The sequence below is a fragment of the Rhizobium gallicum bv. gallicum R602sp genome, from assembly GCF_000816845.1.
Taxonomy (GTDB): domain Bacteria; phylum Pseudomonadota; class Alphaproteobacteria; order Rhizobiales; family Rhizobiaceae; genus Rhizobium; species Rhizobium gallicum.
Window position 1 is genome coordinate 1379015 of record NZ_CP006877.1, and the last position, 14315, is coordinate 1393329.

Sequence of the window (14315 nt, forward strand, 5' to 3'; positions counted from 1 at the left end):
CAGGCACAAACTATATAAATAGGGTGTCACGATTGCCTTTGTGGCAGATCTATTCTATGTATTATTTGAGAAATAAAGTTCTTAGAATTAGTATTGGCAATTTAACACATCGTTATGGTTAACAAATATTCTGTTGCGCTATAGCAACATCCAATTTCAGCCGCTTCGCTGCCTCAATCATTTCACAATTTGGCTCTCTCAAATCCGCAATTGCGCTCCACTTTCGACCTCGATCCGAGAGGGACATCTTGTAATTTCTCGCGAATGCTTCGGCGTAGGACAGTTACGAAGGGCGCGAGATCGAAAGGAGAAATGAGTATGCGTACATTTATTGCTAGTCTGATGGCGTCCGCCTTCGTGATCGCCGGCTTTTCCGCCGCCAACGCCGCCGATGCAGTGGACCAGGTTCCGGAAGCTCCGGTAGCACAGGCCGAGCCGGCCGCTCCTGCAGGTAACTGGGAAGGCTTTTACCTCGGCGGCGCGGGCACCTATAACAAGGGCAACTTCGGTGCAGACCGCGACGGTTACGCCATGGGCGGCCAGCTCTACACGGGCTACAACTGGCAGAGCGGCCAGATCGTCTACGGTGTCGAAGCCGATCTCGGTTATTCCGGCCTCGACAGCACGTCTGACGGCATCACCAACAAGAACCGATTCAACGGCTCTGTTCGCGGCCGTGTCGGTTACGACCTGAACCCGTTCCTGCTCTACGCGACGGCTGGTGCCGCTGCGGCGAACAACAAGGTCAGCGGCTTCGGTGAATCCGATTCCAATACAGCTTTCGGTTACACCGTCGGCGCCGGTGCCGAAGCTATGGTGACGAACAACATCACGGCACGTGTCGAATATCGGTTCAGCGACTATCAGAACAAGGACTTCGATCTCGGCGCCACGAACGTATCCCGCGGCTATGACGAACACAGCGTCAAGGTCGGTATCGGCGTCAAGTTCTAAGTCTGCCGAACAAACCTGATGAAAGCCGGGCCTCGCGCCCGGCTTTTTTGTTTCTCAGCCGTGCGCCTTGAGTTCCTGATAGGCAGGAAATTTCTTCTCGAATTTGCGTGCCCAGTCGATCAGTTCCGGATGCTCGGCTTCCCACTGGCCCTTGAAGCGCAATTCCAGATAGCCGATCGTCGCAGCAAGCGCGAAGTGACCGCCATTCAGCCTCCGGCCGATCTTCGGTGGATGCGCGCTGATGTGGTTCAGGCCGCTGACGGCCTTCTTCCACTGCCGGTCGATCCAGGGCTGGTGCACCTTCTCCTCGTCGCGGAAGCGGCGCTCGTAAACGATCGCCAGCAGGCAGTCGCAGATGCCGTCGCAGAGTGCTTCCAGAATTTCAGCATCGGTTCGCTTGCCGTTCTTCGAAGGGTAGAGCTTCCTGTTCTTGAGCCGCCCGAAATAATGCATGATCGCCACGCTGTCGAAGACCGAAACCCCGTCGTCGGTCAAAAGCGTGGGGATTTTGCCGAGCGGGTTGTTGTCGACGAGGATTGCCGGGCCGGCATTGGTATCGACGCGGATTTCGGTGACGCCGAGTTCCAGATAATGCGCGGCCATCAGCACCTTGCTGGAATAGGGCGATGTCGGGGAGCAGAGCAGCTTCATGTTTCACCTCGAAAGCGGTTTCGGCGCGGACAAATTTCGCACGTGCAGCAAGCGGTCAATCGGCGTTTACGGTCTTCGCTTCGGCGCGCAGCCAGAAGGCGCGCTGTGAGGCGAATCGATCTTGGGCGAGATGATCCTTGAGCGCCGGCAGCAGCGCGTGCAACTCGTCCTTCAGCGTGAAGGGCGGGTTGACGATGATGAGACCGGAGCCTGTCAACCCGGTAACGCCGCGGTCGCTGCGCACGCTGAGTTCAGCGCACAGCATCTTCGGAATCTGGGTCACCTGCAGCGCCTCGTGAAATTCCTTGATGGGAGCGCCTCTCTTCAGCGGATACCAAAGGCAATAGGTGCCGCCCGGAAACCGCCGGTGGGCCCTCGCCAGGCCGTCAACCAGACGATCGTATTCGCCGTCCTCCTCGAACGGCGGATCGACAAGCACGATGCCGCGTTTTTCCTTCGGCGGCAGATGCGCGCCGAGCGCCAGCCAGCCGTCGAGCTCGGTGATGCGGGCATGGTGATCGCCTTCGAACAGCCGGTGAAGGCGGATATAGTCCTCCGGATGCAGTTCCATCGCCGAAAGCCTGTCCTGTGGGCGAAAGAGCATGCGCGAAAGCTTCGGCGAACCGGGATAAAAGCGCACGCCGCCATCCGGGTTGAGTTCCCGGACCGCGGAGAGATAGGGCTCGAGCAGTCCGGCCACCTGCGGCGCAAGCTCGGCCTCCATGATCCTGCCGATTCCGTCCTGCCACTCGCCGGTCTTTTGCGCCTCTTCCGAGGAGAGGTCGTAAAGCCCGACGCCGGCATGCGTGTCGAGGACTCGGAAAGCGGCGTCCTTTTTTTGCAGATAGCGGATGAGACGCGCCAGAACGGCGTGCTTCAGCACATCGGCAAAATTGCCCGCGTGATAGATGTGGCGGTAGTTCATTTTCGCTGATGCCTGTTATGAATTCATGTCATAGCCGTCATTTCCGGCTTTTGGCGGATGACGGCTTGGAATATAGAAAAGCCATGAACATTGCGACCCCCATTCACGCCAAATCCGCCGATCCCGGCAAGAAGGTCGGGCACACCGCGTGTCCCCACGACTGTCCCTCCACCTGCGCGCTGGAAGTGGAGATTGCGCAGGACGGCCGCATCGGCCGTGTGCGCGGTGCCAACGATCACACCTATACGTCCGGCGTCATCTGCGCCAAGGTCGCGCGCTATGCCGAACGCCTCTACCATCCGGACCGGCTGATGCACCCTGTGCGCCGCATCGGCGCGAAAGGCGAGGGGCGCTGGCAGCAGATTTCTTGGGAGGAGGCTCTGGACGAGATCGCCGAAGCCTTCATGAAGGCCGAAGGGAAGGATGGCTGCGAGGCGGTCTGGCCTTACTACTATGCCGGCACCATGGGCTTGGTGCAGCGCGACAGCATCGAGCGCCTGCGCCACGCCAAACGCTATTCCGGCTTCTTCTCGTCGATCTGTACCAACCCGGCCTGGACCGGCTTCACGATGGCAACGGGCACGCTCCGCGGTCCCGATCCGCGCGAGATGGGCCGCACCGATTGCGTCGTCATCTGGGGTACGAACGCGGTCGCGACGCAGGTCAATGTGATGACGCATGCAATTAAGTCGCGCAAGGAACGCCGCGCGAAGATCGTCGTCGTCGATATCTACGACAATCCGACGATGAAGCAGGCCGACATGGCGCTGATCGTCAGGCCTGGCACCGATGCGGCGCTCGCCTGCGCCGTCATGCACATCGCCTTCCGTGACGGCTACGCCGACCGGGCCTATATGGCAAAATATGCCGACGATCCGGCAGGTCTTGAAGCGCATCTCAAGACGAAGACGCCGGAATGGGCGGCCGCGATCACCGGTCTGTCGGTGGATGAGATCGAAGCCTTCGCAAAGCTCGTCGGTACGACGAAGAAAACCTATTTCCGCCTCGGCTACGGTTTCACCCGCCAGCGCAACGGCGCGGTCGCCATGCATGCCGCAGCCTCGATTGCCACCGTGCTCGGCTCCTGGCAGTATGAGGGCGGCGGCGCCTTTCATTCGAACAGTGACATCTTCCGCATGAACAACGCGGAGCTGACCGGCAAATCGATGAAGGATCCGGATATCCGCATGCTCGACCAGTCGCAGATCGGCCGCGTGCTGACGGGTGATGCCGCATCACTCCGCCATCGCGGACCAGTCACCGCCATGCTTATTCAAAATACCAATCCGGTGAACATCGCGCCTGAGCAACGCCTGGTGAAGGGCGGCTTTGCGCGGAGCGATCTCTTCGTGGCCGTCCATGAGCAGTTCATGACCGAGACGGCGGAATTGGCCGATATCGTCATTCCCGCCACGATGTTCGTCGAGCATGACGACATCTACCGCGCCGGCGGCCAGAACCATATCCTGCTCGGCCCGAAACTCGTCGAACCGCCGCCGACGGTGCGGACCAACCTTTTCGTTATCGAGGAGCTCGCAAAGCGCCTCGGCGTTGCGGATCAGCCAGGCTTCGGCTTTAGCGCCCGGGAAATGGTTGACCGCATTCTCGAAACAAGCGGCCTGCCGGACTACGACCACTTCCTCGAGCATAAATGGTTCGACCGCCAGCCTGACTTCGAAGATGCACATTTCCTCAACGGTTTCGCGCATACGGACGGCAAGTTCCGCTTTCGGCCGGATTGGGCGAACCAGCCGGCGCCTAACCGTCCACCGGAATCCGTCGGCCTGCTCGGCCCGCATCCCGAGCTGCCGGCTTTTCCCGATCAGGTGGATGTCATCGAAATGGCCGATGCCGAACATCCCTTCCGGCTGGCAACCTCGCCCGCGCGCAACTTCCTGAATTCCAGCTTTTCCGAAACAAAGACCTCGCGGCAGAAGGAGGGGCGTCCCGAACTGATGATCAATCCGCAGGATGCCGAGATAAACGGCATTGCCCACGGCGATCTCGTCCAGATCGGAAACCGGCGCGGCGAGGTGCGCCTGCACGCCCACGTTACGACCGAGGTCAAGCCGGGCGTTCTGATCGCCGAAGGCTTGTGGCCAAACAAGGCGCATGTCGACGGCGAGGGCATCAATGTGCTCACCGGCGCAGACCCCGTCGCGCCCTATGGCGGTGCGGCGGTCCACGACAACAAGGTCTGGCTGCGCAAGGATGACGTATGACGAAGTTCGCGAAGGCAAGGGCGGAGGTCGTCGAGGAAACGACGCTCGCGGAAGGCTGGACGCGGCTGAGTGTTTATAAGCTCGATTACACGGATTCGAACGGCCTTACCCATCGCCTCCATCGCGAGGTCTATCACCGCTCGCCGGCCGCGACGATCCTGCTCTACGATCCGAAACGCGGCTCGGTCGTGCTCGTCAAACAGTTCCGCCTGCCGCCCGATCTTCGGGGCGAGCCCGCCTTCATGATCGAAACGCCGGCCGGCCTTCTGGACGGCGAGGAGCCGGAAGCAGCGATCCGTCGCGAAGCGATGGAAGAGACGGGCTTCCGCGTCCGCGACGTCCGGTTCCTCTTCAGGGCCTACAGCTCGCCGGGTTCGAACAGCGAAGTCGTGCATTTCTTCGCCGCGCCGATCGATACGTCCGACCGCGTCTCGAACGGTGGTGGCCTGGACGAAGAGCATGAGGATATCGAAGTGCTGGACGTGCCGCTCGACACGGCAATCGCCATGATCGAAAGCGGTGATATCCGCGACATGAAGACCATCATCCTTCTGCAATGGGCGGCGATGAACAGGGATAGCTTGATCTAATCGACATTTGCGTGCTTCGGGTTGATGGTCGCAGCAGTATCCAAGTTCATACCGTTGTCACGAATCCCGCCTAAGCGCTGCAGTTTATCAAATCATGGAATGCCGACAGGAGAGTGCCTATGTGGCTCAGCAATTTCACGCTCGTCCTTCGCGAAGAGGTGGTGAGCCGGGGCGCAATCCGGATCGAGGATGGGGCGATTGCCGAGATACGGCCGGAGCCGGTCGGCAATGCCGCCATCGACGGTGGCGGCCGGTTGCTGATGCCGGGTTTTGTTGATCTGCATGGCGACATGGTCGAGCGCGAGATCGCCCCGCGCCCGAACGCCATGATGCCGATTGATTTCGGCATCCATGAACTCGACAAGAAACTCGCGGCCGCCGGCGTGACGACGGCTTTTGCGGCGATTTCCTTTGCGACCGAGAGCGTCTACGGCTATGTCCGCTCACTCGAAACAACGGGTGCGATCATCGAGGGGATCAACCGGCTCAAGCACGATCTGCTGATCGACCATCGCGTCCATGCGCGCTATGAGATCACCAATCTGGGTGCCGCGCCCGCGCTCGAAAAGCTGCTAGAAGCCGGTCATATCGATATGGTGTCGCTGACCGACCATACGCCGGGGCAGGGGCAGTACAACAACATCCAGAGCTACATATTGAGCATCGCCGAGCGCCGGGCGATCTCCGAGGAAATGGCAGCGGAAATGGTCGCCAAGCGCATTGCGATGCGCAACAATCCGGAGATCGAGGCAAAGCTGAAAGAGATCGTCGCCCTCTCGCTCAAGTGGAAGCTGTCGCTTGCTTCCCACGATGACGATAGTGCTGAAAAGGTCGCCGAGATGCATGACCTCGGTGTGACGATCAGCGAGTTTCCGGTCACGCTACCAGCTGCCGTGGAGGCCCGCCGCCGCGGGCTCTGGACGCTTATGGGAGCGCCCAATGCGCTTCGCGGCCAGTCAATGTCGGGCAATCTGAGTGCGCTCGATGCCGCCAAGGCCGGGCTCCTGACGGTGATTGCTGCCGATTATCACCCGGCGGCTTTCGTGCCCGGCATCTTCAAGATCGCCGATTACACCGCAATGCCGGCCGCGGTCGCCATGGCGACCAGGAATGCCGCCCGTTCCGCAGGTCTGACGGACCGCGGCGAGATCGCCGTCGGTCAGCGCGCCGATCTGGTCGTCGTCGAGCCGGGCGATGTGCACCGCATCCGCGCCACCTTCTGCGGCGGACGCTTCGTTTACAGCGACGGCACCTTGCATCAGCTTCGGGCGCTCGTTGCCTGAAGGATCAGGCGATCAGGGAAATGATGTGATTGGCATTGGGGCGGGCGGATATCTCTGCGCCCACCGCCCTGCCGCCTTCCATCCGCACCTTGCCTTCGGCAAAGAGCCGCAGCGCTTGCGGATAGAGCTGATGCTCGACCGTGAGGACGCGCGCGGCGAGCGTCTCGGCGGTATCGCCGGACAGAACCGGTACGGCGGCCTGTCCGATCACCGGTCCTTCATCCATGCCTTCGGTCACGAAATGCACCGTGCACCCTGCTATCCGCATGCCGGCGTCGATGGCGCGCTGATGCGTGTGGAGGCCCGGGAAGAGCGGCAGAAGGGAAGGGTGGATGTTGATCATCCGGCCCTCGTACCGTTGGATGAAGTTCGCGCTCAGAAGCCGCATATAGCCCGCAAGGCAGAGAATATCCGGCGAGAGCCGGTCGAGCGCTTCAAAGATCGTCGCCTCGTGGGCTTCCTTACTGGCATAATCCTTGCGAACGAAAGCGAACGAGGAAATGCCTTCCGCGGCGGCTTTCGCAAGGCCGCCCGCATCCGCCTTGTCGGAAATCACGCCGACGATTTCAGCGGGAAAGTCCGGAGCTTTCGCCGCCGCGACGAGCGCCATCATGTTGGAGCCGCCGCCGGAAATGAAGACAACGACGCGTTTGCGCGGCATGGTCATAGAGCGAGCGTGCCCTTATAAACCGTTCCCGGCGCACCTTCTGCGCGGCCGATCATCCGGCCGAGCGTGATGATCTTCTCGCCTTCCGATTCCAGGACGACGGTCACCGCAGCGGCATTTTCAGCCGAGACGACGGCGATCATGCCGACTCCGCAGTTGAAGGTGCGCAGCATTTCCTTCGCCTCGACGCCGCCCGTCTTGGCAAGCCAGGAGAAGACCGGCGGAACCTTGACCGCGGCAAGATCGATCTCGGCGGCAAGATGCTTCGGCAGCACGCGCGGGATATTTTCGGGGAAGCCGCCGCCGGTGATGTGCGCGAGCGCCTTGACGGCGCCGGTTTCGCGGATCGCCTTCAGAAGCGGCTTCACATAAATGCGGGTCGGCGTCAGCAGCGCTTCGCCGAGAGCCGTGCCTTCGGCGAAAGGCGCCGGCGCCTCCCAGCCGAGACCCGAAAGCTCAACGATCTTGCGCACCAGCGAAAAGCCGTTCGAGTGAACGCCGGAGGAGGCGAGGCCGAGGATGATATCGCCCTCGGCAATATCGCCTGCAGGCAGAAGCCGGCCGCGCTCGGCGGCGCCAACGGCAAAGCCTGCCAGATCGTAATCGCCGGAAGAATACATGCCCGGCATTTCCGCCGTCTCGCCACCGATCAATGCACAGCCCGCCTCGCGGCACCCGGCAGCAATACCGCCAACGATCGCCGCACCCTGTTCCGGATCGAGCTTGCCGGTCGCGAAATAGTCGAGGAAGAAGAGCGGCTCAGCACCTTGCACGACGAGGTCGTTGACGCACATGGCAACGAGGTCGATGCCGACCGTTTCGTGGTAATCCGCGTCGATGGCGATCTTCAGCTTGGTGCCGACGCCGTCATTGGCGGCGACGAGAACCGGATCGGTGAAGCCGGCGGCCTTGAGATCGAACAGGCCGCCGAAGCCTCCTATTTCGCCATCGGCGCCAGGCCGCCTCGTGGAGCGCACGGCAGGCTTGATCTTCTCAACCAGAAGATTTCCGGCATCAATATCGACGCCTGCGTCGCTATAGGTCAGGCCGTTTCGTCCAGACTGGCTCATGCTGATCTCCGATGGCTGGTTCGGGCGGTATAATGGACCGCGTCACATGCGGGTCGCAATTGCATGAGAGTGCGCTTTATGCAAGGCGGCGATGGAGAAAAGCCCCAATTTCCCGCTCTTTCCATAGGGGAGGGTTGGATTTTCCGCCGCAGGGTTGACCATCTTCGGGCCCGCATCCTATGTGCTTCGAGTAGCGGCGCGAAAAGACTGCGTCACGGGCGGACGAACGGGGAAAGCGATGCCACATCAGGTCAGTGGAGCAAGTCTCAAACGGCAGGTCTTCTTCTGGCTGGGCGTGCTCGTCTTCTTCATCGTCTTTCTCTATATCTTCAGCTCCATCCTGCTGCCCTTTGTCGCCGGCATGGCGATCGCCTATTTCCTTGATCCCGTGGCCGACCGTTTGCAGCGTCTGGGGCTCAGCCGCCTGATGGCAACAATCGGCATCCTGGTCGCCTTCGTCATCATCTTCGCGCTGGCGCTGATGATCCTCATTCCGGTCCTGATCAATCAGTTCAACGATTTCGCCCAGCGGCTCCCCGGATATATCAGCCAGCTGCAGGCCTTCATCGCCAATGTACAGGATTCCGTGCTTCCGGGTTGGATCAGGAACCAGCTCGGCACGATCAAGGACAATTTCTCCGGCATATTGTCGGAAGGCATGGGCTTCCTGACCGGCCTCTTTGGCCAGATCTGGAATTCCGGCAAGGCCATCGTCGACGTCATCTCGCTGCTGGTGGTGACGCCGGTCGTTGCTTTTTACATCCTGCTCGACTGGGACCGCATGATTTCCAAGGTCGATCAGTGGATTCCGCGCGATTATGTCCGCGACGTTCGCCAGATCGCTCATGAGATCGATCAGGCGATCGCCGGCTTCATTCGCGGGCAGGGCTCTCTCTGCCTGATCCTCGGAATCTACTACGCCGTCGGTCTGTCGCTCGTCGGCTTGAACTTCGGCCTGCTCATCGGACTCTTTGCCGGCATGATAAGCTTCATCCCCTATGTCGGCTCGCTGGTCGGGCTGGTCCTTGCGGTCGGCGTGGCGCTCGTTCAGTTCTGGCCGGATTATCTCTGGGTCGGCGCCGTGCTCGTTGTGTTCTTCAGCGGCCAGTTCCTGGAAGGCAATATCCTGCAGCCAAAACTCGTCGGCCACAGCGTCGGACTTCACCCGGTCTGGCTGATGTTCGCGCTCTTTGCGTTCGGCGCGCTCTTCGGCTTCGTCGGCCTGCTCGTTGCCGTGCCGGCGGCTGCCGCCGTCGGCGTCCTTGTCCGCTTTGCACTCTCGCGCTACCTTCAGAGCGATCTTTATGCGGGCCGTTCGCAACCTGCCGACGCCCGGAAGACAAAAGCCGATTCCAAATGAACGACGTGAAGCGCAAGGCGGGGGAACAGCTCCCGCTGGTCTTTTCCCATGATGCGGCAAGCGGCCGAGACGACCTGCTGGTCTCCGACCGGCTGAGCGCTGCGGTGACCATCATCGACGCGTGGCCGCAATGGCCGTCGCCGGTCGTCATTCTGGCCGGGCCTGTCGGTTCCGGAAAGTCGCATCTTGCAAGCATCTGGAAAGAGCATAGCGGTGCCGTCGGCATCCATCCGAAGCGAGGATCGGATACCGCCGTTACTGCGGCAAACGGGCCTGTCCTTTTCGAGGATGTCGACCGCCTCGGCTTCGATGACACCGAACTTTTTCACGTCATCAACAGCGTGCGCGAAAACGGCAACAGCCTGTTGATGACGAGCCGCCTGTGGCCGATGTCGTGGCCGGTTGAGCTTCCCGACCTGCGCTCGAGGCTCAAGGCTGCGACCGTCGTCGAAATCGGCGAGCCGGACGAGGAACTGCTGTCGCAGGTTATCGTCAAGCTCTTCTCCGACCGGCAGCTTAATATAGATGACAAACTCGTCCTTTATATCGTGAACCGGATGGAGCGGTCGCTAAACGCGGCCCAGACGATCGTCGAAAGGCTCGACCGGCTGGCCCTTGCGCGGGGCACGAAAATCACCCGGTCTCTCGCTGCCGAAGTGTTGAATGAATTGGGTAATTCGGCGTCGTCCGATTGACTGTCACAGTTCCGTCGTGAAACTGATATACTGCGCATGGACGAGTAAAACGGGGTGATCGGAACATGGACAGTGCGGTAGCAGAGCATCAGGAACCCATTCCGCAAACAGCGGCAGCAGTCCTGCCGCTGGAAGACCTGCTCGCTAGTCCCGAACGTTTCATCAACCGTGAATTTTCCTGGCTGCAGTTCAACCGTCGCGTTCTCGAGGAAACGCTGAACACTGAGCACCCGCTGCTCGAGCGCGTCCGTTTCCTGTCGATTTCCGCAGCCAATCTCGACGAATTCTTCATGGTGCGCGTCGCGGGCCTCGAAGGCCAGGTACGCCAGAACATCGTGGTTCGCACGCCGGACGGGAAGACGCCCGCCGAACAGCTCGATGCAATCCTGCAGGAGATCGACAATCTGCAGATGGAGCAGCAGGCTTCGCTTGCCGTCCTGCAGCAGTATCTCGCGAAGGAAGACATCCTGTTCGTCCGTCCCGGCGCTCTCAGCGACGCCGACCGGCAGTGGCTGGCCGCAGAGTTCGAGCAGGCGATCTTTCCGGTTTTGACGCCACTGTCGATCGACCCGGCTCACCCGTTCCCGTTCATCCCGAACCTCGGTTTCTCGATCGGCCTGCAGCTTACCAGCAAGCACGGGCGCGAGCCGATGACGGCGCTGCTTCGCCTGCCGCCTGCGCTCGATCGCTTCGTGCGCTTGCCGGATGACGCCGGCACGATCCGCTATATCACGCTGGAGGATGTCGCGAACATCTTCATTCACCGGCTCTATCCCGGTTACGAGGTGCAGGGCTCCGGTACATTTCGCCTCATCCGCGACAGCGATATCGAAGTAGAGGAAGAAGCCGAAGACCTCGTGCGCTTCTTTGAAACCGCGTTGAAGCGCCGCCGCCGCGGCAAGGTGATCCGCATCGAGACGGATTCCGAGATGCCGGCATCGCTGCGCCAGTTCGTAGTGCAGGCGTTGAACGTTCCAGACAATCGCGTCGCCGTTTTGCCGGGCCTGCTCGCGCTCAATACGGTCTCCGAGATCACCAAGGCGCCGCGCGACGACCTTCGGTTTCCGCCCTACAATGCGCGATTTCCCGAACGCGTTCGCGAGCATGCCGGAGACTGCTTCGCGGCCATTCGCGAAAAGGACATGGTGGTTCATCACCCCTACGAGTCTTTCGACGTGGTGGTCCAGTTTCTTCTCCAGGCTGCGCGCGATCCTGATGTTCTGGCGATAAAGCAGACCCTTTACCGCACTTCGAACGACAGCCCGATCGTCCGGGCTCTCATCGATGCTGCCGAAGCCGGCAAGTCGGTGACGGCCCTCGTCGAGCTCAAGGCCCGTTTCGACGAAGAGGCCAACATCCGTTGGGCACGCGACCTCGAACGCGCCGGCGTGCAGGTCGTCTTCGGCTTCATCGAGCTCAAGACACACGCAAAGATGTCGTTGGTCGTTCGCCGCGAGGAGGGCAGACTCCGCAGCTACTGCCACCTTGGCACCGGCAACTACCATCCGGTCACCGCGAAGATCTATACCGACCTCTCGTTCTTCACCTGCAATCAGGTGATCGCCCACGATATGGCGAACATCTTCAACTTCATCACCGGCTACGGCGAACCGGAGGAGAGCATGAAGCTCGCCGTTTCGCCTTATACGCTGCGCTCGCGCATCCTCCGTCACATCGACGAGGAGATCAAACATGCCAAGAACGGTGCGCCAGCAGCGATCTGGATGAAGATGAACTCGCTCGTCGATCCGGAGATTATCGACGCCCTCTATACGGCAAGCCGGGCAGGCGTTGAGATCGATCTGGTCATTCGCGGTATCTGCTGCCTACGCCCGCAGGTGCCGGGCCTCTCCGACAATATTCGCGTCAAGTCGATCGTCGGCCGTTTCCTGGAGCACAGCCGCATCTTCTGCTTCGGGAATGGACATGGCCTGCCCTCCGACAAGGCGCTCGTCTATATCGGCTCCGCCGACATGATGCCAAGAAACCTCGACCGCCGCGTCGAGACGCTCGTCCCGCTCATCAATCCGACTGTGCACGAGCAGGTTTTGTCCCAGATCATGCTAGGCAATATCATTGACAATCAGCAGAGCTACGAGATATTGCCCGACGGCACGTCTCGGCGCATGGAAGTGCGCAAAGGCGAAGAGCCGTTCAATGCGCAGCAGTATTTCATGACCAATCCCAGCCTTTCCGGCCGTGGTGAAGCCCTGAAATCCAGTGCGCCCAAGCTGATCGCCGGCCTGCTTTCCGGCTGGACCAAGAGATAAAACTGGACCTGCATGGTTGAATCAGAAGCCCAGGGGCGCCTTCCAGGGATTGCTCCGGTCTCCGTCGTCGATATCGGGTCGAATTCGATCCGCGTGGTGATCTACGAAGGCATGTCCCGGTCGCCGGCGATCCTTTTCAACGAAAAGGTGCTTTGCGGCCTCGGTAAGGGCATCGCGCTGAACGGCAGGATGGATGAGGAAAGCGTCGCCCGCGCGCTGGCCGCCCTGCATCGTTTCAAGGCCCTTTCCGACCAGGCCCGCGCGGCGACCATGTATGTGCTGGCGACGGCTGCCGCGCGCGAAGCCTCCAACGGGCCCGATTTCATCCACCAAGCCGAGACGATCCTCCAGCGCAAGGTTCGCGTGCTTTCCGGCGAGGAGGAGGCGAAGTTTTCCGCGCTCGGCGTCATCAGCGGCTTCTTCCATCCGGACGGCATCGCGGGCGACCTCGGCGGCGGCTCGCTGGAACTCATCGACATCAAGGAGCGCGAGATCGGCAGGGGGATCACCCTGCCGCTTGGAGGGCTTCGCCTTTCGGAATATGCCGGCGGCTCCCTCCCAAAAGCCCGCACTTTCGCTCGCAAGCATGTTCGAAGCGCCACGAAAATCCTGGAAAAGGGGGCCGGGCGAACCTTCTACGCGGTTGGTGGCACCTGGCGTAACATCGCCAAGCTGCACATGGAACTTACCCAATATCCGCTTCACATGATGCAGGGCTATGAGGTCTCTCTCGAAGCGATGATGCAGTTCCTCGACCAGGTGGAAGTAGCCAGGGACTCCAAGGATCCGGCCTTCCAGGCGGTCTCGAAGCATCGCCGTGCGTTGCTGCCCTTCGGCGCCGTTGCCATGAAGGAAGTGTTGAGCGCGATGAATCCCGGTGTCATTTCCTTCTCGGCGCAGGGCGTTCGCGAAGGCTATCTCTACTCGCTGCTGTCGGAGGGCGAGCGGCGCGCCGATCCGCTGCTTTCAGCGGCCGGCGAGCTTGCCATCCTGCGCGCGCGTTCTCCTGAGCATGCGCGCGAGCTTGCGCGATGGACCGGCTTCATGATGCCGTATTTCGGCGTTGTGGAAACGGAAGAGGAAGCCCGCTACCGCCAGGCGGCGTGCCTGCTCGCCGACATCAGCTGGCGCGCGCATCCGGACTACCGCGGCCTGCAGGCGCTGAACCTGATTGCCCATTCCTCCTTCGTCGGGATCAGCCATCCCGGCCGGGCCTTTATCGCGCTCGCCAATTACTACCGCTTCCAAGGCCTACATGACGACGGCTCGACGGCACCGCTCGCCACGATCGCCGGCCCGCAATATGTCGAGCGCGCCAAGCTGCTCGGCGGCATGCTGCGCGTCGTCTATCTCTTCTCGGCCTCCATGCCGGGCCTGGTGAAGAATCTGACATTCCGCAAGTCCTCCAATCCAAGCATCGACCTCGAATTCGTCGTGCCATCGGAATATCGCGACTTCGCGGGAGAACGCCTCGACGGCCGCCTGCAGCAGCTCTCGCGGCTGACGAACAGGCGGCTGGCGTTCAGGTTCGAGTAGGGGGCATTCGTGGTTTTTGTTCTGCGGTGGAACGCCCCTTGAACACCGTCATTCCTGTGCTCAGAATCCAGCCACGGCGAATAACTCTCCCG

12 protein-coding genes are annotated in these 14315 nt (G+C 60.9%); 8 read left to right on the forward strand and 4 right to left on the reverse strand.

Going from position 1 to position 14315, the window contains the following annotated elements; genetic code table 11:
- Positions 1-318 precede the first annotated feature (318 nt).
- The gene (locus RGR602_RS06755) at positions 319-954 is read left to right on the forward strand and encodes an outer membrane protein (protein WP_039844477.1); all 636 of its coding nucleotides are present in this window, start codon (positions 319-321) and stop codon (positions 952-954) included.
- A 54-nt stretch (positions 955-1008) separates the two neighbouring features.
- Here RGR602_RS06755 and RGR602_RS06760 read toward each other — a convergent pair whose 3' ends face one another.
- Complete coding sequence (locus tag RGR602_RS06760) at positions 1009-1605, reverse strand: glutathione S-transferase (protein ID WP_039844478.1); 597 nt, start codon at positions 1603-1605, stop codon at positions 1009-1011.
- 55 nt (positions 1606-1660) lie between these two features.
- Positions 1661-2530, reverse strand: coding sequence for a 23S rRNA (adenine(2030)-N(6))-methyltransferase RlmJ (locus RGR602_RS06765; protein WP_039844479.1), 870 nt, complete (start codon positions 2528-2530; stop codon positions 1661-1663).
- An 83-nt stretch (positions 2531-2613) separates the two neighbouring features.
- Between RGR602_RS06765 and RGR602_RS06770 the strand changes: the two genes are divergently transcribed.
- The 3 genes from RGR602_RS06770 (at position 2614) to RGR602_RS06780 (ending at position 6625) form a co-directional block, all read left to right on the forward strand.
- Positions 2614-4752 carry a molybdopterin-containing oxidoreductase family protein gene (locus RGR602_RS06770; RefSeq protein ID WP_039844480.1) on the forward strand — a complete coding sequence of 713 codons (2139 nt, stop codon included), beginning with the start codon at positions 2614-2616 and terminating at the stop codon, positions 4750-4752.
- On the forward strand, positions 4749-5342 hold the full coding sequence (locus RGR602_RS06775; protein WP_039844481.1) for an NUDIX domain-containing protein: 594 nt from the start codon (positions 4749-4751) through the stop codon (positions 5340-5342). The genes RGR602_RS06770 and RGR602_RS06775 overlap by 4 nt, the downstream gene beginning before the upstream one ends.
- A gap of 119 nt (positions 5343-5461) precedes the next feature.
- The gene (locus tag RGR602_RS06780) at positions 5462-6625 is read left to right on the forward strand and encodes an alpha-D-ribose 1-methylphosphonate 5-triphosphate diphosphatase (protein ID WP_039844482.1); all 1164 of its coding nucleotides are present in this window, start codon (positions 5462-5464) and stop codon (positions 6623-6625) included.
- Positions 6626-6629: 4 nt separating this feature from the next.
- On the opposite strand, the gene purN is transcribed toward RGR602_RS06780, so the two are convergent.
- On the reverse strand, positions 6630-7292 hold the full coding sequence (gene purN / locus RGR602_RS06785; protein ID WP_039844483.1) for a phosphoribosylglycinamide formyltransferase: 663 nt from the start codon (positions 7290-7292) through the stop codon (positions 6630-6632).
- On the reverse strand, positions 7289-8362 hold the full coding sequence (gene purM / locus RGR602_RS06790; RefSeq protein WP_039844484.1) for a phosphoribosylformylglycinamidine cyclo-ligase: 1074 nt from the start codon (positions 8360-8362) through the stop codon (positions 7289-7291). Before purM ends, purN begins: the two co-directional genes overlap by 4 nt.
- Before the next feature lie 238 nt (positions 8363-8600).
- Between purM and RGR602_RS06795 the strand changes: the two genes are divergently transcribed.
- The 4 genes from RGR602_RS06795 (at position 8601) to ppx (ending at position 14223) form a co-directional block, all read left to right on the forward strand.
- Positions 8601-9722, forward strand: a complete 1122-nt coding sequence (locus tag RGR602_RS06795) for an AI-2E family transporter (RefSeq protein ID WP_039844485.1) — start codon at positions 8601-8603, stop codon at positions 9720-9722.
- On the forward strand, positions 9719-10417 hold the full coding sequence (gene hdaA, locus RGR602_RS06800; protein ID WP_039844486.1) for a DnaA regulatory inactivator HdaA: 699 nt from the start codon (positions 9719-9721) through the stop codon (positions 10415-10417). The genes RGR602_RS06795 and hdaA overlap by 4 nt, the downstream gene beginning before the upstream one ends.
- Before the next feature lie 65 nt (positions 10418-10482).
- Positions 10483-12687 carry an RNA degradosome polyphosphate kinase gene (locus RGR602_RS06805; RefSeq protein WP_039844487.1) on the forward strand — a complete coding sequence of 735 codons (2205 nt, stop codon included), beginning with the start codon at positions 10483-10485 and terminating at the stop codon, positions 12685-12687.
- A gap of 12 nt (positions 12688-12699) precedes the next feature.
- The gene (gene ppx / locus RGR602_RS06810) at positions 12700-14223 is read left to right on the forward strand and encodes an exopolyphosphatase (RefSeq protein ID WP_039844488.1); all 1524 of its coding nucleotides are present in this window, start codon (positions 12700-12702) and stop codon (positions 14221-14223) included.
- The last annotated feature ends 92 nt before the right edge of the window (positions 14224-14315 follow it).

Excerpts from the sequence above, each read along its gene's own strand:
- RGR602_RS06755 (WP_039844477.1), top strand. The coding sequence starts at position 319 with ATGCGTACATTTATTGCTAGTCTGATGGCGTCCGCCTTCGTGATCGCC.
- RGR602_RS06760 (WP_039844478.1), bottom strand. The coding sequence starts at position 1,605 with ATGAAGCTGCTCTGCTCCCCGACATCGCCCTATTCCAGCAAGGTGCTG.
- RGR602_RS06765 (WP_039844479.1), bottom strand. The coding sequence starts at position 2,530 with ATGAACTACCGCCACATCTATCACGCGGGCAATTTTGCCGATGTGCTG.
- RGR602_RS06770 (WP_039844480.1), top strand. The coding sequence starts at position 2,614 with ATGAACATTGCGACCCCCATTCACGCCAAATCCGCCGATCCCGGCAAG.
- RGR602_RS06775 (WP_039844481.1), top strand. The coding sequence starts at position 4,749 with ATGACGAAGTTCGCGAAGGCAAGGGCGGAGGTCGTCGAGGAAACGACG.
- RGR602_RS06780 (WP_039844482.1), top strand. The coding sequence starts at position 5,462 with ATGTGGCTCAGCAATTTCACGCTCGTCCTTCGCGAAGAGGTGGTGAGC.
- purN (WP_039844483.1), bottom strand. The coding sequence starts at position 7,292 with ATGACCATGCCGCGCAAACGCGTCGTTGTCTTCATTTCCGGCGGCGGC.
- purM (WP_039844484.1), bottom strand. The coding sequence starts at position 8,362 with ATGAGCCAGTCTGGACGAAACGGCCTGACCTATAGCGACGCAGGCGTC.
- RGR602_RS06795 (WP_039844485.1), top strand. The coding sequence starts at position 8,601 with ATGCCACATCAGGTCAGTGGAGCAAGTCTCAAACGGCAGGTCTTCTTC.
- hdaA (WP_039844486.1), top strand. The coding sequence starts at position 9,719 with ATGAACGACGTGAAGCGCAAGGCGGGGGAACAGCTCCCGCTGGTCTTT.
- RGR602_RS06805 (WP_039844487.1), top strand. The coding sequence starts at position 10,483 with ATGGACAGTGCGGTAGCAGAGCATCAGGAACCCATTCCGCAAACAGCG.
- ppx (WP_039844488.1), top strand. The coding sequence starts at position 12,700 with ATGGTTGAATCAGAAGCCCAGGGGCGCCTTCCAGGGATTGCTCCGGTC.